Below are 24,043 nucleotides of genomic sequence, written 5' to 3' on the forward strand. Positions count from 1 at the left end.
AATACTCACTTTTGTAAGTAGGTGATGTAATCAAAACATAAAAAAACCTGAAGCTTCAACTTTTGAGTAGATGGCTTCAGGTTTAGATTGCATGTTAACTCTTTCTTTCCAATTTAATTTCGCAAGTAGAACATAATCTGAAGTTTATCTCCAGCGGGGATCTCCAATTCCTCTTGTATAAATAGGATGATTTAGGACCTCAGGGGTGCTCTTGAATCTTATCCCGTTAAGGTCATAAACATGAGATTCAGGATCCCAATTAGTACCAAGCCTTTTACCTTTAGGGAAAGGATTTATCATCAGGTTTTCTGGTGCAATTGGAGTTGGTCCGGTTGATACTCTTGTAGCCTCCAAGCCACCCACATTCAAAGCACCTCCATTAAAACCAGCACCACGACTGTTATGACTAAACGGTTGCCTGTTCATAATTTCTGCACCAGAATAATAGGTAATCGCATTGTTTGCTGATTTTGCCGAAGTTGAATAATTATCAGCTATGTCGAAACTTAAACCTGGTCGATACGTCCTGATATCCATTCCACTTTGAAACAATGGCCTATCGTCACCAGCAGCTTTAGCCAAAATAAATAGATTTTTCTTGATTGTATATTTACTATTTGACGGTGGGTTGTGATGCTGTATTAAAAAACGACTATCTGTAATTGCGAAAGCATTTAAAAAAGTATTATTTTCAACAGTAACATTCCAAACGACGCTTGGTGCCCATGACAGATTTGCGTTTTCCCGCAACAATATATCATAGGAAATACCAATAAAGGAGTTATTTCTAATAACTACGTTATTAAAGATATTCGTTCTCTCCGACTTTGCGTCTCCGTTTAGTAAAGCATAGCCTCGGCCATTTATATCAAACATACCTGTATCATGAAATAAACATCTCGTTATCACAATATTTTCGATAACTTGACGATTTGAGCCTTGCGTTCTAAACCAACCACGAACCATGCCTTGAAAGCTGCAATTGTTAACCTCTAGTTTAGAACAAGTGAATGGCATAGCAGCTGAGTTTTGATTTATAAAGTAATTACCGGACCCATTCTTTCCTGGAAAAAGAGAACGTTTAAAAAAATTAATAGCATAAGGAGCTTCAAAATTTATGTCATTGAAGACTACATCTCCCACAGTAATACTACCTATTTCACCAGCTTGTGCTCGGCGACCAAGTTCGAAATTATAAGCAAGGCCATCAGTATTAGCAGCATTATAACCAAGCCCCATAAAAACAGTTGCTTGAGTATTCGGGATGTTTGATTTCACGGTTAAACCTTTCGCTAAAACCACACCACCACCTAAGTAATAGTTTTTGCCAGCCTCGAGCATAAAAATAGTACCTTCTGCCAAGTTATTATCGAAAAGATAATTATTTAAAATTGTATCAAGGCGTGACGCATTATGCTGTTTTGCCCAAGTATTTGTCTCATCAACTATATGTTTTATAAGTATAGGTTCGCCTAATTTACCCCTCATACGTACCATACTGGTATTGTATAGCCTGTCCCAATATCTTTGGACACCATTATTAAGACCATTAACAACATATAAAGCATTTGGCGTAAGTCCTGCAACATCAACATACCCGTTGTTTAGGTCTGCCTGTGTAAGCGCAATTTTCTTAGAAGGTAAATCTCTGTTAACAGAAGCTGGTTGTACCAAAATTTCGTCCAATTTAAATTTACCATTTTCGTGTTGAAAGCTTGGATTTAGTTTCGGAGGGCTAGGATCATATACTTTTAAGTCGAACCAAACCCGCATAGTGGTTTCAGTAACACTAGAAACGGACACTACATCTGGGATACCAGTTCGTTCCCCAGTTTCAAATTCAGCTCTTTCATCGCCATGCGCAGTACCACCTTTTCCGTACCATTTCGAATGGTAACCATCACCGAGAGTAGAGAGGGTTTGTATTGCAAAATTATGCTTGGTTGAATACTGCAAATCTATTAAGGACAACTTAAGAACATTTGGCCCCACAATAGTATCCAGCAGAATATCGCTTGAAATGTCCCAAGATCCGGATTGCGTCTTCATTTGAATTCGGTAACCCGCTGCTTCGTTGATACCGTTCCAGACCAAATACATGTCATTTGTATTAACAACTTGACTGGCAAGAGGATCTCCAACTTTACCCGTATTAGATTGTGTACGAAACACGGCCATAAACGACCTGTTTTCTTCCTCATCAGTAATCGCAAATTGTTGTTTCTTGCAGCTATTAAGAACAACTGATAACAAACTTGCAAAAACAATATTCAGTATTAAAATCTTGGTTTTCATATCTATTTTTTTTGTTTAATACGACATTAATTATAACCATAAGAGTTTTTATAAACCCCATTACTCATTTGAATAGTTTGATTAGGAAACGGAAATATATAACGTACAGGAGGTAAATTATTAGGATTTAAAGCTTCCCAATTACCTCCAGGGCCTGCGTTCACGAAACCCCTGAATGAATAAAGAATCTGAGGTCTGGGGATTGAGTTAGCATCATCATACCAGCTATAAAAGGTAGCCATTTCCCAGCCTGGTCCTGGATGCAATGTAGCTTCCCATGGGTTATGAAAATCAATAATTCTAAATCGACTATCTGTATTAGGATAAATATCTATATTATTTGGGTTATTAATACGTCTGAAAAATTTATTGAATGGGAGTTTTTCATATTTTTCAAATCCATTCAGATAGTCTCCTCCTGATAAAGAAGCTACGATGTAATATTCCTTAAAACTATCATAAACAACCTTCGAATAAAGATTCCATCGAACCAAATCTTTCCAACGTACGTTTTCGCCGCCTAATTCCCATTTCCTTTCATTGACAATAGCCATAAAAAAGTCATCCTTGGAAACCGCTGCAGCACTGGTATAATTTTCCACTTTTTCAGAATGGTCTGAAGTTAAGAATGCTCTTTTACGAACCTCTTTGAATGCATTAATAGCTTTCAAACCATTTGCTCCAGTCACCCCATTCTCTACCTCATTAACAGCTTCCGCATACATCAATAAAATGTCGGCGTAGCGCATATAAGGAAAATTGACACCAGTATTGCCAGAGGTTTGGCTTCCTAAAGCTTTCGAAGGATCTGCCCAGAGTTTCGACCATTTGTTATTATACATACTATAGTCCACGAGTACCTGCGGTACAATGTTGACATCGTAACTCCACATACCAACAGTATAATCTTTCCTTATATCTTTACGATCAAATGAGTAATGATAAAATGCATTAAGCCTCATTCCGCCATTAACAGAACCCCAAGGATGATTTGTCACCCCTTCAACCGAGCCAACAGCACCTCCTGTAATATTACCAACATTTCCACTTGAACGTCGAAGAAAAGGTATCTCAAAAATAGGATCATCATTATTAGTCACAATATTATTAACTTGATCTATAAAAACCCGTCTATATGATTTATTAAGGCTGTGCGATCCAGATGAAATAACTGAATCGGCATATTGCATGGCAATACGGTAATAATCTTTGTAATCAGGCATTCGCTTCATGACACCTGGCGAGCCATCAGGATATAAAGCATAACCTCCACGAGTTAAAGCCATACGGGCAATCATGCCATAGCAAAACTCTTTAGACGCCCGCTCTACACCGAAATTTAAGTTAACTGCGTATTTCATACCAGAAGCAGCACTCTTTAAATCATCTATGAGAAAACTTAAAATCTTATTTCGATCCTCAATAGGGGTTACAAGAGAATTTCGTTTTACAGCTGGCTCAGTAGTAAAAGGTACATCACCAAACATTACAACGAGATCGTGATAAAACATAGCTCTTAGCACCTTAGCTTCCCCGATTTGCTGTTTGATATCTAAATCGCTCTCGCTGTAAACAGAGCTGCTTTTTACTCCCTCAATAAAGATATTGGCTCGCTCAATACCTTCATATTGCTTATTCCAAAATCTTTGAATAGATGGTGCATCTTGTGTACCGTCAAATGCTCTAAAATCCTCACCATTCACATTCCGGAGCTGACTGCCATTGGCTGTAAATTCAACATCGTTATTTAAAGCAAATGTACTAAAGTAGGCATTTCCATAGGTGTCATTGCTCATTAAAGAAGCGTAAACAGCTGTCAATACTCTATTGATTTCCTCTTTGTTTCCGAATACATAATTATCTTCATATTTTGAGTCGGAATTTACTTCCAGATAATCCTTACAGGAAGTAAAAGCTAATAAAGCTAAACTTAAAATTATAATATATTTTCTCATATCTATATAAATTTAGAACTGTGTTGTAAAACTATTGACTATAAAGTTAGATTAAGACCTACAAGGAAATTTCGGCTTCTCGGATAACGATTATAATCCACACCAGGTGTTAATCCAGTTTGAACATCAACTTCCGGATCATATCCAGTATAGTTGGTCCATAACCCTACATTAAAAGCACTAACAAATACACGTAGATTCGAAATCTTTAAACGACTCATAGCTTTCTTAGGCAATGTATAACCCAGTGTAACGTCTTGTAAGCGAATAAAAGAACCGTCTTCTATAAAATAAGAGTGCGTTACTTTTCTACCAATATCAACCGGATTAAATATCTGAGCATCGGCATTAACTTCCTGATACAAAGCATTGTAATTAAGATTATTTACCATCCTGTCACCGAATACATCTTCAGCATATCTCCAACGTCTGTCTTCATTAAATTCAGGAAGTATATTAAAATAGTTATTATTGTTATTTTCGAAAGACGATAAAGTATAACGAGTTGCGTTATTCACATCGAAGCCATACATTCCAAAGAAGTTCGCGGAAAAATCGAAACTGCCTAAACCTCCTGCCAAGTTGAAACCTCCGCTGAATTTCGGATTGGTATTTCCTATTACTACTTTATCATTTTCATTGACAACATTTTCAACACCATCTCCATCCACAAAGTTTTTGAATTTAGGTCTTCCAGGTTGTGTACCGAAAAGCGCATCATTATTAACAGTTCCCGGTTTTGGTATCCATGTGCTCCCGTCTAAATTAAATTCATCAAATTTGTAAATCCCATCATATACATAACCATAGATAAGCCCTAACTGATCACCAACTTGTAATAAATAGTCAAAATCAGATGAGCTCCAACGGTTGGAAGTCATCCAAAGAGTATTTTCTGTTCCATTCAGCTTGTCAATACGTGTCTTATTAGATCCAAAGGTAAAAGTACCGCTTAAATAAGCATTTTTCTTCCTAATAATTTGTGCATTAACTGTCAAATCGAATCCACGGTTAGTAACTTGCCCAATATTTTGCATCTGTTGCCTATAACCTGTAGTAGTAGGAATGTTACTGAGATAAAGTAAATCAGTCGTAGTATTCTTATATATTTCTGGTGTAATGGTAAGTCGTTGATTAAACATTTCAATGTCCATGGCTAAGTTTCTAGTGAGCGTAGTTTCCCATTTAATATTAGGGTTGGGAAATGTACCGCCACCTGCATTTACATAATATTCAAAACCTGTTTCACTGGTTTCTCCCCACCCTGGTCCTCCACCTGTATTTACTTCGTACTGATAGCGCCACATATCATCTGTAATTCGATTATTCCCAGCCATACCAATAGCTGGGCGTATTTTAAGTAATGAAAACACATTTTGATTGGCCATAAAGTCTTCGTTAGATATTACCCAAGCGCCCGAAATTGCTGGAAAATACCCCCATCGGTTATCAGGACCAAATTTCGTAGAACCATCAGCTCGGTAGGTTAAAGAAAGTAGATACTTTCGTTCATAGTTATAATTGGCTTGTCCAAAAAACGAAGATAATCTCTCAGGTGAACTTATGGAAGAATTTGCAGTCCATGGAGTTCCTAGAGCCATATTTCTTATCGCTATTTCAGGTTGAACTGCTCTTGGAAAATAACGAGATAAATTAGATGATGTAAACCTGTTTGCATTCTGGATTTCTTGCCCAACTAGGAATGTATAATTATGCTTATTTACCGAGCCAATATACTCTAGAGTATTGGACAAACCATATCTATTTTGTTTATCGGTGCTAAGTTCAGCCAAAGGCAAACCTTGGTTATTTCTTGCATTTGAGGTTAAATCTCCCCAAAAGCGATCTGCAAATCTAAAGGCCATATTCTGAGAACCTAAGGTACGAAACGTCAAGCCCTTCATGATGTTCCATTCAATTGAAGCTTGATTGGTAAAATCATACCCATTTCTTCGAACGTAATTTTGATCAATGTCTCCTTTTGGGTTAGTGTATTCAAAAAATCTTTCATCTTCAGGATCAATATCTTCGGGTGGAAGGTAAGAAAAGTCACGGAGGCCATTTGTTGGCCTGTATCGAAGAACGTTAATAAGACCACCACCACCAACAGCATCCGCACCAGCTCCCCTGTCTTGGCGGTATGAAAAACGAGGCATTAACAAAATTCTAACTTTCTTTGAAACGTCAGCACTCAACTTTGTATTAACGGTGGTTCGAGTAACGCCGGAACCAATTAGTACCCCATTCTCGTTATGATGGGTTACACTAGTATTAGACTTTATTGTTTGAGAACCGCCAGTAAGGGTGGCGTTATACATTTGGCTTATTGGATTTCCTCCTAATATTTCATCTTGCCAATCGTTCCCTTCAAATCGCTTATATAAAGAAAAATCTGCTGGGTTACCAAAATTCCCTCTAAATCGCTGACGGTTTGTAGTATTACCAACAACACCATCATACTGTATCTTAATGAATTCATATGGATTCATCACCTCAATTTTACGGGCAAGCGTTCGTACCTGCGTGTTGTGGTTAAAATTAACTTTTAAATTACCAGCCTGAGCAGACTTAGTGGTAACCACAACTACTCCATTACCACCACGGGCACCATAAATAGCTGTTAAGGATGCGTCTTTTAAAATATCAATGGATTGAATATCCGTTGGCGGAATATCATTAATGTTATCAACAGGAAACCCGTCAACGATAAAAAGCGGAGCGTTACTTTGTGTTACCGAAGTTCCTCCTCTGATACGAATGTTAATCTCTGAACCTGGAGCGCCGTCATTCATAGTTACCTGAACACCAGCAGCTTTACCTTGTAATGCCTCTGCTGCCGAAGATACCGGAACTCTTGCTAATGTCTTCCCTGAAACTGAAGAGACAGATCCGGTAAGATTAACTCTTGATATTGCAGAACCATACCCAATACCAACAACCATCACTTCATCAAGCGATTTGGTATCTATTTCGAGAACCACATTTATTATTTTACGATCCCCAACTTTTATTTCTCGTTTGATATAACCAACTGAACTAAAAACAAGGTTAGCATCAACAGGCACTGAAATTGCAAATTTTCCGTCCGCATCGGTCATGGTACTATTTGTTGGTTTTGCTTTTTCAGATACGGCAACTCCTGGCACACCGCCAGTTTCGTCAGTGACTCTACCTGAAATTTTTTGCACCTGACCAAAAACTTCAGGTGGTGTAAGTAGTGATATCCCAAGCAAAATGAGCAAGGGAAAAGAATTTCTTAAAAGTATTACTAGTTTATTCATACAATTTTAATTTTAATATCATTAATTGTTTGTTATGCCAGTTTCCGTTGAATTTATCCTGAGCGAATTATCTTGTTCTGGAAAGAGGCCTTTTTAGCGACGTTATTAATCTATAAGACTTTAGACTAAATGTTTTCATTCTTGCTTACACCTACATATTTAACTTACATCAAGAAGTTGCTTCAGTTAGATTTCGTCATAAATTTAAGTTCTATTAACACATCATAATCTGAACTTTCCATCATTTCTGATGAAGGTGACCTTTCTACATTTTACTTTCAATAATAAAAAAAAATAAAGTCTCGGTTATTTGCTTCCCAACATTGTGTTAAAGGGCGTCGAACCATGAAACTTGAAGGCTTGTAAGTGTTAATAATAGAATAAAAAAAATGGAAAATTAGCCGTGTTCTGCAAAAGAGTCTCGATAAATACTTTTATACACAAAGGAATCTGTTAGGTAATAATTGTAATACTGTTTCATAATTTTTGGTTTATTAGTTATTTATTTTGTAATTTATTTTTATAAGATTGATTTTTACCCTAAAAAATCATCCATATAAATTTTTATAGAATAATTTATTCATTAAGTCAATTATATTCAACATTATCAATAAACAAAACTTTATAATCCCATGTTTTTAAATATGCTCTTAATTAGTTGATTAACAATCAATCTAGATAATTAGATAACTTCGGTTGCCATTGACTAATAATTGGTTAAACTAAGATAAGAACTTTTTAAAAAAAAAAGAAAAAAAACAATTATTTACGAAGATAAATGTAAATAGAAAACGTTATTTGTTTTTTTTAAGTCGGAAAATAACACACAATAACTTAATTATCAATAATTTATATCTTAAAATTTAAAAAAATAAATGAAATTATTTATTGGGTAAAACTTTTAGAAAAACAAGTTAAAAAGACTTACCCTACTCCTAGGCACCTAAATTAAATTTTCGAACAAAAAACATTAGACCTATAAATAAAAATGTATGTTTAACGTGAGTTCGGTTTAAGCGGCTAAGAACAGTTGATTATTATTTTCTTCAAATTTGATATTTAGAGAAGGTTTTTTAGGGAAGAAATGGTAAGCGCATAAAGCTCCCATAGTGTTCATTAAGAAGTTATTTATTGATCGATGACGAGTATGTTGTAGCTTGCAAATGTTCTTCAATTCATCATTTACGCATTCTATAATTGCTCTCTTTCTCAGCATAATTTTATCTTCTTGAGTTATATTAAAAGCCTTCATGTTTTTACGAGGTTTTGTAATCATTTGAATACCATTTCCCCATAACAGATCTGCCAATGCTTTTGATATGTAGCCTTTATCGCCGAATAATTTTCCAAATATATCCTGTGTCATAGCAGTCATTAATTTAATGTTTCTATCATCTACATTGCCCTTTGTTAAGTAGAATGACAATATTTCACCTTTGTCATTAATAATCAGATGAAGTTTAAAACCATAAAACCAGCCGATAGAACATTGCCCTCTTTCAGCTACCTGGGCAAATACTTTATGGTTGTGGATACGTCTGTTATGGCATACTTTAATATGAGTAGAGTCGATAAAATTGATACCTCTTGATTGGCCTAAACAATGTGTTTTAAGAAATATCATCATAGGGATTGCTACTCTTTGCTGTAGCTCAATAAAACGATTATAAGAGACTAAACTAGGGAAATAATCTTTGTAATAAATACAAATATGCTCTAGATAGAAATGCTTCAAGTTGGTAAAATGACCACTATGAAAAGTAATCAAAATGGTGATAATCTCGCTTTCTGAGAGCGATGGTTTTCTATCTCTTACCTTGTAATTACCGGCATCAAGCTGGTGTTTTTTAATTTCAAGTTCAAATTCCTTGCAGAAATCGTCTACTTTAACAAAAATTTCTATAATTTTATCTCTAAGCATTGGGTTTTGATTAGTTGTAAATAATTGATTGTCAGTTAATTAAATACAAATATCATGCCCTTTGCTACCTTTTTGACACTATTTCTTATCCCGAACTCACGTTATGTTTAACATATTCAAGCAGGTATTTTCTTTAAAAGAGTGAAACAATTTAGCTATTAATAGGAAGCCGACTTTAATCAAAGTCTATAACGCCTTAAAATGGTTGGGAACCAAATATTAAATGTGCCCCCCCGAGGAAGTTTAATAATTTTACCTCATATTAGCCAGAAAACATACACCCTTACCTAAAATTCTTTGATAACGGGTTTGCCTGTTACCCCATTAATCATGTTCATTACTAAATAATTCCAGTTTTGAAAACCTCTATTTAAAACCGGCTCTCCAGTTTCTGGTTCGTAATACTCATGCAAGGCGCCATTCTTTTCAATGTCTTTCCCAAATAAAGAAATTGTTTTAAAAGCCATATCCTCAGCTTCTGCCTGAAACCCATACTTCACTAAACCACTATATACCATGTAATTAGAAACACCCCAAATTGGCCCAAGCCAATTAGAAGGGTTGCTACTTGCTCTTACACTATACATTTTCTCAAGCTTTGATAAAGTACGAATCCCGTAGGGTGCGTTAAAGGTGCGTGGGTCTTTTAAGTTCTCATCTACCATTCTCTTTGCTTGCTGTGGCGAAGCTATTCCTGCCCACATGGCCATAAATCCAGACCAAACCCCTATTCTTTGAATGATCCCATCGTAAGTACGCGGAAATCCGCTGTGTAAAATAAATTTTTGTCCAAAAATAAGCGACTGTTCCTCTGTGACCGGTTTTAAATTGATATCTACAGAATAGAAAAAACCATCCTTCTCATCCCAACAATTTTCTTGAATAGCTGCTTTTAAATCCTCTGCGTCCTTTTGGTATTCTTCACTAGTTTCTTTTAGGTTTAAACACTTGGATAAATAAACCATTGCATTTAACTCTTTATACATTAAACAATTTAAAAAAATAGAAGCAGAGCTCCTTGCGGGTCTATAAAAAGTGCTTGGATCATTATCTACTCCTATAGCCAAATCATCCTGCCAGAAATATAAGTCGGTAGCTTTATCCTTGTGATGGGTTTTGTAATTGGTGAGAAAAGCTTGCATGAGGCTAAATTTCTCTTTAAGCCATTTGGCATCTCCATTATTTATCTGCGTTAAAAAAGCGGCATGCTGAGCAATTACCGGCTTGTGCATGTTGGTGATATAAATATTTGCAGGCTTTAAATCGGCAACAACAGATTTGCTTGAAATAAGAATAGGCATATAACCATCAAAACCCGTATAATGTAGGTAATTGAGAATACAACCTTGTTCATATATTTTTGCGTTTTCTTTTTCCTTATCGGTTCCTATATTCAATAAAATTTGTCTTAAAGCGACATTACTTAACCAGGAATCCCAATCCCAAAGATCATTTGCGTAAGAATTACTACCGGGTGTTATAAATGGATATTTTAATGCCCCAATTGGTTCTCTGAACATCCCCTTGTAATCTAAATAAATATTCTTTTGGATTAAACTGGAATATCTCTGGATGCTATCAGGTATTTGAGCCATAGCCGTTCCGTTCAAAAGAATCAGAAACAAGAAAATATTAGATTTCATAAGTACTCTATAAAATGATCAAGATATTGTATTAAATAGCGTCCAATAATTAATTACACATAAACCGAATATAATAGCCTTTATTAGGTTTTTGGCTTTTAGCTTTGTGCATTTTGCTTTTAGCATTTATTTAAAACTTAACTATTCACATATCCCAACCACTCTTGATGATATTTTTCGCTCGCACTTTCATCAGGTTTAAAACTTCTGAAGTTGCTCCTTATTTGCGATATGCTATCCAAATCTGGATATACACCCACATGCAAACCTGCTAGCAGTCCAGCTCCTAATGCAGAAACATCGGGATTGTTTCCTTTCCCTATGGTGCATTGAAGGGTATCAGAAATTAACTGAATCAGGAATTGATTGGCAGACATTCCTCCGTTTACCATCAACATTGACAAGGTAACTCCTGCATCTTCTTCCATCGCTAAAATCACATCTTTTAGCTGAAAAGCAACGGATTCTAAAGCTGCCCTTACGATATGGTTTCTATTACAATTGAAGTTTAAGCCCACAATTTCGGCTTTACGGTTCATATCCCAATAAGGTGCGCCCAAACCACTAAACGCGGGAATTAGATAAACCCCATTATTATTTGAGACAGCTTGAGCCATCGTTTCTGTTTCGATGCTATTTTTAAATAATCCTAATTCGTTTTTTAACCATTCTATCGTCGATCCGCAAGAAACAATAACACCTTCTAAAGCATAATCAACTCGACCTTCCATGCTCCAACAAATGGTGGTCATCATGCCTTTGTTTGAAACTTTTGGGCTTTCGCCGATATTCATTAACACGGAACAACCTGTGCCTAAAGTAGCTTTTGCCGTCCCAGATGAAAAACAACCTTCACCAAATGCTGCCGCATGCGAATCACCAATCATGGCTGAAACTTTAAGAGGTTCATTAAATAAACCGTTTATAGTGGTTAAACCATAGTCGGCAGATGAAGGTTTGATTTTCGGCAGATTTAGATTAGCTAATCCGAGTGCTGTTAAAATTTCCTGATCCCAGCTTAAGGTTTTCAGATTAAAAAAAAGAGTTCGAGAAGCATTGGTATGATCAGTTAAATACTGTTCTCCATTTGTCAATTTATAAAGTAACCAAGTATCAACAGTACCAAAATAAGCTTCGCCAGCATCAATAGCGTGTTTGACTTTTTCTACATTTTGATATAACCAAACTAATTTTGTTCCCGAAAAATAGGGGTCGATAATTAAACCTGTCCGCTCTGTAATTAAGGGTTCTAATCCATCGGATTTAAGCTGATTACAAATAGCTATCGATCGTTTGCATTGCCAAACTACGGCATTGTATAAAGGTTTGCCGTTTTTATCAAAAACTACAAATGTTTCCCGTTGGTTACTGATTCCGCATGATGCAATTTTGGTAATATCACCACCTGCTTTCTCAAATTCAGTTAAACAATCTTTTACGGAGGCTAATGCATTTGCATAGATTTCTTCTGGGTTTTGCTCCACAAAACCGTCTTCACCATAATGGGTTTTTAAAGATTTGGTTGCTTTTGCAACAACTTCTCCATTTGCATCAAAAATTAAAGTTTTAGTGCCGCTTGTGCCTTGGTCGATAGAGAGAATATACCTTTTACCCATCAGATTAGTCGTTTTTTGAATTCGCTTTATCAATAATTACAGCTAACAATATCACGCCTCCTTTTACAACTTGTTGCCAAAAAGGCGAAACATTTAACAAGACCAATCCGTTATTTAAAACGCCAATAATAATAGCACCTAAAACTGTTCCCATAATTGAACCTCTGCCACCCGACAACGAAGTACCACCAATAACAACGGCTGCAATCGAGTCCAATTCGTAACTAATCCCAGCATTGGGCTGGGCAGAATCCAATCTGGAAGTAACCATAACCCCACCCACAGCAGCTAGCCCTCCTGCAATGGCATAAACGATTACCTTTACTTTGTTGATGTTAATTCCTGATAATCTGGAAGCATTTTCGTTACCACCGATAGCGTAAATATACCTTCCTAAAGCTGTTTTTTTAGTAATGATAACGGCAATAATAACTACCATACCCGATATCCAAACTGGTAATGGAATACCTAGAAACCACCCAGTACCAATAAAAGCGAAATTTTCGCCCAAATTAGAGATGGGAAATCCTTTGGTCCACAACATGGTTAAACCTCTGGCTATCGTTAACATGGCTAAAGTAGCTACAAAAGGAGGCACTTTGAATCGAGTAATTGTCCATCCGTTAAAAGCACCTAACAAGGCGCCAACTGCTAAACCTATGATGATAGCTCCAAAAATGGTGAAACCGATAAACAAATCCTGTGAAGGCATTTCGATACCGAACTTGAGCAAGCCTGCCGTAACTGCGCCGCAAAGTGCCAAAATAGACCCTACTGATAAATCTATACCGGCTGTTAATACGATCAAAGTCATCCCAACAGAAATGCAAATGTTAACAGAAATCTGCCGCATGACATTCCAGGTATTATCAACGGTTAAAAACTTGTCCGACATTAATGCAATACCCACACAAAGTAATATCAGAGCAATGAGCGATTGAAATTTTACTAATTGAGGTTTATAGGTTGCGATATTCATAAATTTTAATGCTTTCTAATTTTATGATGATTTAAATACTATCCGCTATAGCGGCTTTTAAAATTTGATCTTCCGTGGCATGAATGGTTTCAAATTCGGCAGTAACACGTCCTTCAGACATCACCAAAACCCGGTCGGATATAGCTAAAATTTCAGGTAATTCAGACGATACCATAATAATTCCCAATCCGGCTGCAGCCAGTTCAGAAATTAACTTATAAATTTCAGTTTTAGCGTTAATATCTATCCCACGGGTGGGTTCGTCTAGCATTAAAACTTTGGGAGCAGTAGCCATGCACTTGGCGATCACAATTTTTTGCTGATTTCCTCCACTTAGGTTTTTAACCAATTGATTTTCGGAAGGTGTTTTGATTTTGAGTGAAGTAATGTATTTTTTAGCTAAGGCTATTTCTGATTTTTCTTTTAAGAAACCTGCATTATTTTTAATAAGCTTTAAGCAGCTTAAAGAAATATTGGTTTTCACATCTAAGCCTAATACTAAACCATGCTTTTTCCTGTCTTCCGGCACCAAAACAATTCCGCCTCTAATGGCATCGCCTGGTGATTTGAAGTTCACTTCCTGATTTTCTAAAACAACAGCGCCTTGCATGCTTTTATGCTCGCCCATCAAGCTTTCCATCAGTTCTGTACGTCCCGCTCCCATCAAGCCAAAAACACCTAAAACTTCTCCTGCTTTCAGTTCAAAAGAAATATTTTTCAGTATTTTATTCAAGCATAAATCATTCACCTTTAATAAAACTGGTGCAGTACTTAATGATCTTTGATTTAAATTTTTATCCAGTTCACGCCCCACCATTTTATGGATCAAACTATCATATGTCATACTGGCCATTTCGCCACTTTCGATAGTTTTTCCATCACGTAAAACGGTGTAACAATCAGCAATTTTAAACAGCTCCTTCAACTTATGCGAGATATAAACAATGGCTTTATTTTCAGCCCTTAGCTCATTGATTATCCCATGCAAAACTTCCACTTCGTTTTCACTGATGGCAGAAGTTGGCTCGTCCATGATGATCACTTCCGCATCATATAACAATGCTTTCGCAATTTCTACAACTTGCTGCTGACCAACTTTCAAATCGGAAATGTGGGTATCGGGACTTACTACTAACTTTAGTTTTTTCAACAGTTCCACAGCCCTGATTTTCATGGCTTTTTTATCTAACATTCCCAAACTATTTTTGAGTTCTCTTCCCAAAAATAAGTTTTCGGTAATGCTTAAATAAGGTATTAAATTAAGTTCTTGATGAATGATTGCTATCCCAACTTGTTGCGCATCACGTGTATTTTTAAAACGTATTACTTCGCCTTTATAAACCAAATCTCCTTCATAATCGCTGTAAACGCCAGAAAGAATTTTCATAAGGGTAGATTTTCCAGCACCATTCTCGCCAATGATGGCCGTAACTTTGCCGGCTGCTAAATGCAAGCTCACCTCGTTTAATGCACTAACTCCAGCAAATTTTTTAGTAATACGAGATGCTTGTAACATGCTATTGAATAGTTAATTTAACCGGAATAATTTCAATATCTTTTAAATTAATATACTCTTGGTTGATCTCAAAAGCGCCGGCAAAAGCAACTTTATCGCCTACTTTAACTTTGCCCTTAAAGGACGGCAGCACTTCCTTACGAACCAACTTATTCACCTCAGCAGATACATTGTTCAAATCCATGCTATTGGTAAAATCTTCAACTTTAATTTCCCCAGAGGCATCGCGTAAAGCATTTCCAAAAACAAATTCGGTAGCAATTCTTAAATTTTTATTATCCGAGGTTTTCAGTATCACTTCATGGTCTTTTACCGAAGTAATTTCGCCTGTTCCTTTAACCATAAAAAAACGAATATTTCCGATAGACAAAGCATGGGAATGTGCTTTAAAAGCTTCTTTCGGGTTGGATATTAATTGCATCAACAAGGTATCGACATTGGGATATTTGCCTATGGAAGGCAATAACTCCTTATTCAGATAGGTTTTTGCATAAGCCACCGCATCGAAGGTTTTGCCAGCAGATTCTTCTTTATATTTACTTAGTGATTTAAAGTACACCGAATTGTAGCCTATAAAAACACACAATACAATTGCTGCAATATATTTACCGATTTTCTTTCTCATGTTCTAAAACGTCAATTTAACAAAGACTTTAATCCTTTTTTCCATAAGCAATATAATTATCAATATTGGCAGCGGTTACTACCTCCACTCCTATTTGTATTTTTTGAGGAAAATCTCTTTTCCCGTTAAAATAAGCATCGGCATATTCTACAGCGGTTTGAGCCATCATTTTAGGGAACTGCATTGCAGTGGCTAGAATTTTGCCATCTTTTATTCCTTGGATGGCATCACCTGCCCCATCAAATCCTACAACTTTTACTTTATCGGCTTTGCCGGCAGAAACCAACGCTTGGTAAGCGCCCATGGCCATCGCATCATTGCCACAGAAAACAGCATCAATATCTGGATGCGCTTGTAAAATGGATTCCATTACTTCTAAGCCTTTATTTCTATCAAAATCTGCAGTTTGCTGAGCCACCATTTTCAACCCAGGATAATAATCCACCACGCTATGGAAACCTTTAGATCTGGCCCAAGTATTATTATCAGCAACAATGCCCAAAAGCTCTACATATTTACCTACGGCATTTGTACTTTTTACAAAATATTTCCCTAGATCTACACAGCCAGAGTAGCTGTCGGATAAAATTTGAGAGGTAGCCGCCTCGTTAGAATTTACTTCTCTATCCATGCAAAAAACAGGAATATCAGCATTTTTGGCTTTTAAAACATTAGCTACCGAACCATCAGCATCTGTTGGATTCAATAAAATAGCACTATATCCCGAAGCGATTGCATTCTCGAAATTATCGGCCTCAATGGCGGTATTGTTTTGTGAATCGAAAACCTTGGATTCGTAACCCAAAGATTTTGCATGAGCTGCTGCACTTTCGGCCAGAAAAACAAACCAGGGGTTATTGAGGCTGGAAACTAGAATCGCAATTTTTTTTTCGTGGTTATCGTTCCGGCTTTTACAGCCAAAATTTAATAAAAGCAACAGCAACAGCAGTAAACTCCAATTCTTTTTAGGTTTCATTTATATATTGGTTTAGCTTGCTTTGCTTAGCAGCTTAGCAAGATTTGATTTAATCAAATTTACAGAAAGACTCGTTCTATCTTTCCGTTTAGGTTTTCACCTCTTCGTTACGTAATAATTCTCCCCAATTATTGGATAACAAGCAATTCATTTACGGCCGCAGCAATTCCTTCTGTATCTAAGCCGTAATGTTTAAATATTTCTACCTGAGATCCTGTAACGGTATATTCATCAGGTATTCCCATAATTTTAAAGGGTTTTTTATACCCATTCTGGAGCAATAATGCCGCACAAGCCTCTCCCAAACCACCATGTACCATGTGTTCTTCTATGGTAATTATTGCTTGGGTTTGCTCCGCCAACGCTAAAATCAATTGGCTATCCAAAGGTTTAATGGTATGCATACTCACTACTGTTGCAAAAACTCCGAATTCCTTTTCTAATTTTTGAGCCGCTTGTAAAGCTGGATAAACCAATTCGCCGTTGGCAATAATGGCAACATCAGCACCTTCTCTTATTACCCTTCCTTTGCCGAACTCAAAAGTGACATTTGGATTCTCGGTCAGTAATGGCATTGGTTTTTTACCGAAACGTAGGTAAATAGGTTTATTTTGCAGTACCGCCAATATGACTGCTTCTCGGGTTTCAAAATTATCAGCAGGAGCCACAATAGTGATGTTATTGATGGCCCTCAAAACTGCATAATCGTGTAAACTGTGATGTGTTGTGCCTAAAGCGCCATAACTTACGCCAGCACTAATCCCCACTAAACGTACCGGATTATCTGAGTAAGCCACGTCGTTTTTAATTTGCTCTAAAGCTCGGGCTGTTAAAAAACACGCTGGAGATACAGCAAATGCTTTTTTTCCTGCGGATGCTAAACCCGCTGCTACCCCTACTAAATTCTGTTCGGCAATGCCTACTTCAATAATCTGTTTGGGCAACGTTTCTCCGTATTTCACCAACTTCCCCGAACCTCTGGAATCACTGGTAACGGCAACAATGTTCTTATCTGCCAGAGCCAGTTCTAGAAGAGTGGTTGCAAAAACGTCCTGATTAGCTTTTGCATTTTCACTTGTATTTTGTATGATCTCTCCCAATTTTAAATAGCTTCAAGTTTTTTATTCAGTTCATCAATTGCATCTTCATACTGTTTTGCATCGGGTACACCGTGGTGCCATTTCACACTATTTTCCATGAAACTTACCCCTTTACCTTTTACGGTATGTGCAATAATTAAATTTGGTTTTCCTTTTTCAAACGGCATAGAGGAAAAAACTGCTTTTAAAGCTTCCTCATCATGCCCATCTACTTCTTTTACTGCCCAACCAAAATTTTTAAATTTCCCATCAATGGGGTCTGTATTGCAGACTTCTACATTACTACCTGTAATTTGAAGTTTATTGTTATCGATTATAGCACAGAGGTTATCCAAACCATATTGGGATGCTACTAAGGCAGCCTCCCAATTTGAACCCTCTGGCAATTCACCATCGCCCAAAAGAGTAAAAACCCGGTAAGCTTTATCATCTAATTTGGCGGCTATAGCTGTACCCACAGCAATTGGCAAACCATGACCTAAAGCACCCGTATTTTGCTCTACTCCGTTTACCTTTTTAGTTGGATGCCCAATATAGTGCGATTGATATTGACATAAAGTTTCTAAATCAGATTCAGGAAAATAACCTTGATCGGCCAAAGTAACAAACAAAGCTTCCACGCAGTGACCTTTACTTTGAATATATCGATCTCTGTCTGGCGACTTAAAAGTTTCTGGTGAAACATTTAATACCTGATTATACAATACACTTAAAATATCGACACATGATAAACTACCACCAGTATGACCTGCTTTTGCACCTACAATGTATTTTAAAATACTTTTTCTATATTGTATAGATTTTTTTTTCAGCTCCTTACCTGTCATTTCAGATTAATTATGTTCATAAAACTCCCAGCCCATGTAATTCCCTAAAGCTTCTTTTAAAATACCTACAGTTTTGGAGGCATTCATCACCACATGATGTTCGAAACCGTTTTTACAAACATAATTCATCAATCCTTGTAGGTTTGGGATTTCGGCTACTGCCCTATTTCCGAAAGTATTTAAAGCATCATCAGTTAACATTCCCTCGCCCATATACACTTTAATAACTCCCTTAGGGTCATCAGTACTAATGCGTCCGTAAGTTAAAGGCATGGCGGGCGTTCTACCATCTAATGCTCCGTAAGTATTTTCTATACCTACTGAAGTCCCTAAAATTGGAGCATTGCTGATTTCTATATCTGGTAAAAATGATTTTGCCCAATTTCCGCAATGGAAAAGCACACATTTATTTGGATCTTCTGCATAATTATTATTCCAATCAACCAGAGCACTAGGCGAACCGGAAGCCAGTTGCATGGCATACATAGTTAAGGTTCCTGTTACATCTACCTCACAAGCACTTGGCAACATATTTTCGCTCATCATACTCATGCTGGTACATACGTTGCAACCATAATTTTTTTGTAGAGATGTCCAACATTGAATCGCAGTTGCATCTAAAGCATGTTCTTCTACAAACTGATTCAGCACCACATCTAATTTTGCAATCTGGATCATGGCTTCATCAGGAGTAGCTCCTTTTGGCGCATATTGATTGATTTTATCTAAATGAGCAATTACTTCAGCGTCATCTTTTGTTAATCGATTAGCTCTTCCTAAAATCTCTGATAAATCTACCGTAGTCACTGAAATTCCGTGACGTTGCAAAATTTTCTCACTATACCTCACAGTATTAAAAGCACCCGGACGAGCACCCACCGCTCCAATTCTTACTTTACGCATTCCTTTAACCACACGGCAAACTGCTAAAAAGTCATTCAGTTCAGCAATAAATTCTGGTTGGTTTGGATGAACGACATGTGCACTGGTTAAAGTATATTTAATACCGAACTGATAAAGATTATTACAAACAGAAATTTTACCACACCAAGAATCACGACGGCGAGCAACATCTAATTTATTTAAATCGTCTGGATAAGCTTGTATTAAAACTGGCACATCTAAACCAGAAAGTTTAATGGTTTCGGCAACACCAATTTCATCTCCAAAATTAGGCAGTACTACTAAGATACCACTGATTTCATTCCTGTGTAGACTAAATAAAGCCGCACACTTCTGCGCATCTTTAAAAGTTTCCACTCCGCCTAGTTTAGAATCCTCTTCGCTCAATAAAATTGGTGTAATAGCTAATTGTGCAAAAAGTGCTAATATATCAGCCCTCGCTTCAGAAACTAAACGGTCGGGAAAGAAATCACGGTTTCCAATTATTACCCCTAAACTTATTTTATTACTCATATTTAAATGTATTCTTAATCTTTAATTTTAACCGTTTAGCATAGACTTTGAAAATGGCTCAATTTGATTCTACAAAATTAGAAAATTAAAGAAGAAAAACGAAACAAATATTTAATATTTGTTAAAAAAGAGAACACATCAGTTTCTAACTAAAAACACTTTCTCCATAAACATCTCTCATTCAAACTATATACCGAAAATTAATATCTCGCTTCCTATCAAAAAACACAATTTTTTTCTATTTTTTTCGTTTATTTACATATAGATAAAATAATAGATCCTGTTTAACCCAGATTTACCCAATAGAAATTTACTACAACAAAATTCTACTGCAAATCCATTTCTATACTGTTTTTCTAACATCAGAATAGTATAATTATTCCTTCAATTAGACAAGCTCCATGTCTCATAGCTTTTTTTTATTGCCTTGTCTCACTTAATCCCTATTGCTTAAATCCGGGTTTAAAATTAATCTAAATACCCGAATTGGATTACCCAGAGGCGTATAACCGATTAATTTTATGACTTCTACTTAATGGATGTTTTTTTTCAAAAGAAACTGTATGCTACTAATCCTGTTAATAAGATTAACAATAAAGCCGACAAATGAATGGCGTCTTGAGGGTTCTACTTGGCGAAAATTCTTTAATTCATCGTTTAAAGTCTCTATTGCGGATCTTTTGCGCAACATGATTTTATTGTTCCTGCTCTATAGACCGTTCTGCGGTAGGAATACCATAAAGTGGTGCCGAACCACCTAATCTCTCCATTTTCCAAATTATTATTAAAGAGTCTTTCTGTAGTGCTTGTGAGTTGCCACTTTTAGAAGCTAAAATTATTGCTAATAAAGCAACAAAATAAATAGTTAGTTTTTTTCTAATTGTTAGTTTTTGATTTGCTTTTTATCAATTTGACTTACTATTTATTACAACACAGATAATAAAATCATCCCGTATATTACAACTACACCTCCAACATTACTCAAGTCAAGCTTGAGCAGGATTGACATTAAATACTTTCTAAAATTAAAACCCAATCATTTCCATCCTTCTCTTCGCCCGGTGGGTTAAAAGATTTTATTCCATTATTATCAACTTCGGCAATTGCTGTTTGCGTTCCATCTGTGGGTTTAAACCAGGATGCTTTTACTTTAACTCCATTAATTTTGCCCATATTGACATTTAACTCTCTACCAGTCCAAGTGTAAACAAAGGCATAATCTTTGCCTCTAGTTGCCATCAGATAATTGTACTTTCCTTTTTGATTGGCGATGATTGATTGATCTGGGATCCTATCAAAATAAGGTTTAGATAGCATCAATTTTTTCAGGAACTGCATTTGTCCTGCGCCTGGGTCGTTAAGAGCCCGTGTATAAAATTCCCAGTTGCGCACACCGTAAGATCCAGCTCCTTGATCTGGTTTATGAAACTGCATAACAGCACTGTGACCGTAAGTAAAACCGGCAGCTCCGGAAAAAACAGACCAATACGCGTAACGGCGGACCGCTGCATCTGTCCAACGGACTTCTAAAGAATCATGAAGGCCCTCTGGTATCGCCTCATAGCTTGGCTCAGCATCCAGTATTGGCTTGGCCGGCTTTGTATCATAGGTTTCTAAAACATATTTCCAATTATCTTCACCGTAGTGACGAAGCTCATTTTTAGAAGTATCCTGATCGTAGCGCCTATGGCCTGACTGAAATGAATTAAAATCCAGCCATTTTTCGTTATGAAACCAATCTGCCGAGCTAGTTCTGCCGCGGGGATGATAAGTCATTAAATGCAAACTATCTCTTGATCTGATGGTTTGCCCAATACTTTTCCAAACTTCTGTATATTCAGAACCTCTTATATCTCCGCCATTCATCCAGATAATATTAGGCTTTTTCCCAAATCTATCTACCAAGAAATTTGCATATTTTACAGCCTGGGACGCCTTTACCTTTCCACTTTTAACAGCACCACCCCAAATAGGGACAAATGCTATATAAATATTTCGCTTTTCGGCTTCGTCAATAATATAGCTGACATGATCCCAGTAGTCGTATTCGGTACTATTTTTAAAATTATCACCTTCAGTTACTTTAGGCGCCTCTATATTTTTATTAATCAGGGCTGAATCTCCATAGAAGTTAGCTACACTTAATTCATGTATTCCCATCACCTGAATCACATTGAATTGCTTTTCAGCCCGATTGTCCAAATACGCCACGACTTCTTCTCTCGAAAGCTTTTTAAACAATAACCAGCCTGTATCTCCTAACCAGAAAAATGGTTTTCCAGAGTTCGTTTCGAAATACCTACTCTCCGGATGGATTTTTATGCCTGTATCGGCCAGCTTCTTTTTATGAGTACATGAATTAAAAACAACTCCGATTAGAAGTAAATAAAGTACACTTTTATTTATCATTGTCATTCGTTTGTATTTTAGTATTTTTGGTTATAATTTAAGTCTTTTATTAACAGGTCTTCTTTCTGGTTTTTTATGATTGCTTTCGGATACATCTGTTGAATCATTTGATTGTTAACACTACCCGCTGATAGCCCGTTAAGTGCGGGACACCAGAATCATTTACCTCGCAAATAACATGGATGGTTGCTCCTTTTTTAGCATCAGCAGGTACCGTAAAAAATGCTTTGGGATTATCTGAATTACTTATTACGATTTTTCCGTTGTAAGAACCGGCTTCTTCATATTGCCACCAATTAAAACTTAGCGTGTCACCATCAGGATCCATCGTTCGTTCGGCATTTAATTTAATTTTCTGACCCGGCGTAACCAATAAATTTAAAGAGTTTTTTAAACTTACTATTGGGGGATGATTTGCATCGTTAAATTTTTCTGCTACACACCAATCCATTCTCGCCTGAAAATCATTGTTCACTACATCAATCCATCTTTTTAATGAATTGCGCTTATCCCCCCCATCAACAGCATCTTTATAAACCTTTTGAAACCCGCTGATATTTTCAAATCTACCTCCCCAGCCACCGTAAGTAGGATGCTCATGATTTCTTAAACCATTATTTATGTTATAGAAAAATGCCGGGCTATCACCTTCGCTCACATACCCCTGAGGATACAATCCGCCCAATGTTCCATGATTATTTTTAACGTTGTTTGTTATAAAGTCGTAAGTATCTTTTTGGCTACGGTAATTCCATGTACCTTCAAAGGCCCCACAATAAATCATGGTTACTTCAGGAAAATTTTGTTCTATATAATTACCAGCACCGTCCTGGTACCAGATATTGTACATTACCACTTTTGACAATGCCCTTTTATAATCATTAGGATGATCTTTTTTTAACCTGTAAAAAGCCCTCGCAGCGGTATTAGCACCGCCCCAAACTTGAATATAAACTGGCGCCTTATTGTCTTCCAGCAAAAGCTCAATAATTTTGTTAGAACCCTGGGTATCTTTCCAGTTTGACGGTTCGTATGTGATTTTAGCTCCCGGAATTAACTCCCATCTTTTCTCTCTCAAACCTTTCAAATGTTCTATATCTTCATCGCCTACAAAACTTATACTTTTTAGTTTCTCTGGTGTTGGATAATCAGGGTTGTGCTTCATCAAATTAGGATAAACATTTTTATAAGCTTCCAATTGCTTTTCGAACCAATCTTCTTTGCTATGCCCATTCCTCTGGAAAATTGAATTGGTTTCAATAATCGCTAACAAGTCTATATCACAGGTATAGAGTAGAAACCGGATCATCGAACTATGGTCGTCAACCTCACCATCAGTCATTACAACCACTCTCGGTTTTGAATCTTGAGTCTGAGCAATTCCCTGCGTTACGTAAACACAAAATAATAAGGTAATTATTCGCAACATTTTATCCATCATGATTTGACGCTATTTAAATATATTTCAACATAATACTTCCATG

Annotated in this window: 15 protein-coding genes and 1 pseudogene; all 16 read right to left on the bottom strand. The window is 36.6% G+C overall.

The window, feature by feature from the left end; translation table 11 throughout:
• Positions 1-144: 144 nt before the first annotated feature.
• The 16 genes and pseudogenes from ACFSSE_RS06455 to ACFSSE_RS06530 all read right to left on the bottom strand — a co-directional run bounded on the left by ACFSSE_RS06455 (position 145) and on the right by ACFSSE_RS06530 (position 24,000).
• Positions 145-2,049 carry a hypothetical protein gene (locus tag ACFSSE_RS06455; RefSeq protein WP_379100815.1) on the bottom strand — a complete coding sequence of 635 codons (1,905 nt, stop codon included), beginning with the start codon at positions 2,047-2,049 and terminating at the stop codon, positions 145-147.
• 272 nt (positions 2,050-2,321) lie between these two features.
• On the bottom strand, positions 2,322-4,250 hold the full coding sequence (locus ACFSSE_RS06460; protein ID WP_379042702.1) for a RagB/SusD family nutrient uptake outer membrane protein: 1,929 nt from the start codon (positions 4,248-4,250) through the stop codon (positions 2,322-2,324).
• A 38-nt stretch (positions 4,251-4,288) separates the two neighbouring features.
• Positions 4,289-7,531: a SusC/RagA family TonB-linked outer membrane protein gene (locus ACFSSE_RS06465; protein WP_379042705.1), complete on the bottom strand. Its 3,243-nt coding sequence runs from the start codon at positions 7,529-7,531 to the stop codon at positions 4,289-4,291.
• A gap of 1,012 nt (positions 7,532-8,543) precedes the next feature.
• Positions 8,544-9,452: an IS982 family transposase gene (locus ACFSSE_RS06470; protein ID WP_379042708.1), complete on the bottom strand. Its 909-nt coding sequence runs from the start codon at positions 9,450-9,452 to the stop codon at positions 8,544-8,546.
• A 287-nt stretch (positions 9,453-9,739) separates the two neighbouring features.
• Positions 9,740-11,095, bottom strand: a complete 1,356-nt coding sequence (locus ACFSSE_RS06475) for an MGH1-like glycoside hydrolase domain-containing protein (RefSeq protein WP_379042711.1) — start codon at positions 11,093-11,095, stop codon at positions 9,740-9,742.
• Between the two features lie 137 nt (positions 11,096-11,232).
• Positions 11,233-12,711 carry an FGGY family carbohydrate kinase gene (locus ACFSSE_RS06480; protein ID WP_379042714.1) on the bottom strand — a complete coding sequence of 493 codons (1,479 nt, stop codon included), beginning with the start codon at positions 12,709-12,711 and terminating at the stop codon, positions 11,233-11,235.
• A gap of 4 nt (positions 12,712-12,715) precedes the next feature.
• On the bottom strand, positions 12,716-13,690 hold the full coding sequence (locus ACFSSE_RS06485) for an ABC transporter permease (RefSeq protein WP_379042717.1): 975 nt from the start codon (positions 13,688-13,690) through the stop codon (positions 12,716-12,718).
• 31 nt (positions 13,691-13,721) lie between these two features.
• Positions 13,722-15,206 (bottom strand): sugar ABC transporter ATP-binding protein, encoded by a 1,485-nt coding sequence (locus tag ACFSSE_RS06490; RefSeq protein WP_379042720.1) that lies wholly within the window; start codon positions 15,204-15,206, stop codon positions 13,722-13,724.
• 1 nt (position 15,207) lies between these two features.
• On the bottom strand, positions 15,208-15,831 hold the full coding sequence (locus ACFSSE_RS06495; protein WP_379042723.1) for a DUF2291 domain-containing protein: 624 nt from the start codon (positions 15,829-15,831) through the stop codon (positions 15,208-15,210).
• A 28-nt stretch (positions 15,832-15,859) separates the two neighbouring features.
• Complete coding sequence (locus ACFSSE_RS06500; protein WP_379042725.1) at positions 15,860-16,807, bottom strand: D-ribose ABC transporter substrate-binding protein; 948 nt, start codon at positions 16,805-16,807, stop codon at positions 15,860-15,862.
• A 128-nt stretch (positions 16,808-16,935) separates the two neighbouring features.
• Complete coding sequence (locus tag ACFSSE_RS06505) at positions 16,936-17,907, bottom strand: transketolase family protein (RefSeq protein ID WP_379042728.1); 972 nt, start codon at positions 17,905-17,907, stop codon at positions 16,936-16,938.
• Positions 17,908-17,909: 2 nt separating this feature from the next.
• Positions 17,910-18,734 (bottom strand): transketolase, encoded by an 825-nt coding sequence (locus ACFSSE_RS06510; protein WP_379042731.1) that lies wholly within the window; start codon positions 18,732-18,734, stop codon positions 17,910-17,912.
• Between the two features lie 6 nt (positions 18,735-18,740).
• On the bottom strand, positions 18,741-20,150 hold the full coding sequence (locus tag ACFSSE_RS06515; RefSeq protein ID WP_379042734.1) for an L-fucose/L-arabinose isomerase family protein: 1,410 nt from the start codon (positions 20,148-20,150) through the stop codon (positions 18,741-18,743).
• 549 nt (positions 20,151-20,699) lie between these two features.
• Positions 20,700-20,853 (bottom strand): annotated as a pseudogene (locus ACFSSE_RS06520) (transposase); the annotation flags it as partial.
• A gap of 305 nt (positions 20,854-21,158) precedes the next feature.
• Positions 21,159-22,559 carry a glycoside hydrolase family 140 protein gene (locus tag ACFSSE_RS06525; protein ID WP_379100818.1) on the bottom strand — a complete coding sequence of 467 codons (1,401 nt, stop codon included), beginning with the start codon at positions 22,557-22,559 and terminating at the stop codon, positions 21,159-21,161.
• A 103-nt stretch (positions 22,560-22,662) separates the two neighbouring features.
• On the bottom strand, positions 22,663-24,000 hold the full coding sequence (locus tag ACFSSE_RS06530) for a DUF1593 domain-containing protein (protein ID WP_379042740.1): 1,338 nt from the start codon (positions 23,998-24,000) through the stop codon (positions 22,663-22,665).
• Positions 24,001-24,043: the final 43 nt, after the last annotated feature.

It is taken from the genome of Pedobacter alpinus (assembly GCF_042684645.1).
Lineage (GTDB): Bacteria > Bacteroidota > Bacteroidia > Sphingobacteriales > Sphingobacteriaceae > Pseudopedobacter > Pseudopedobacter alpinus.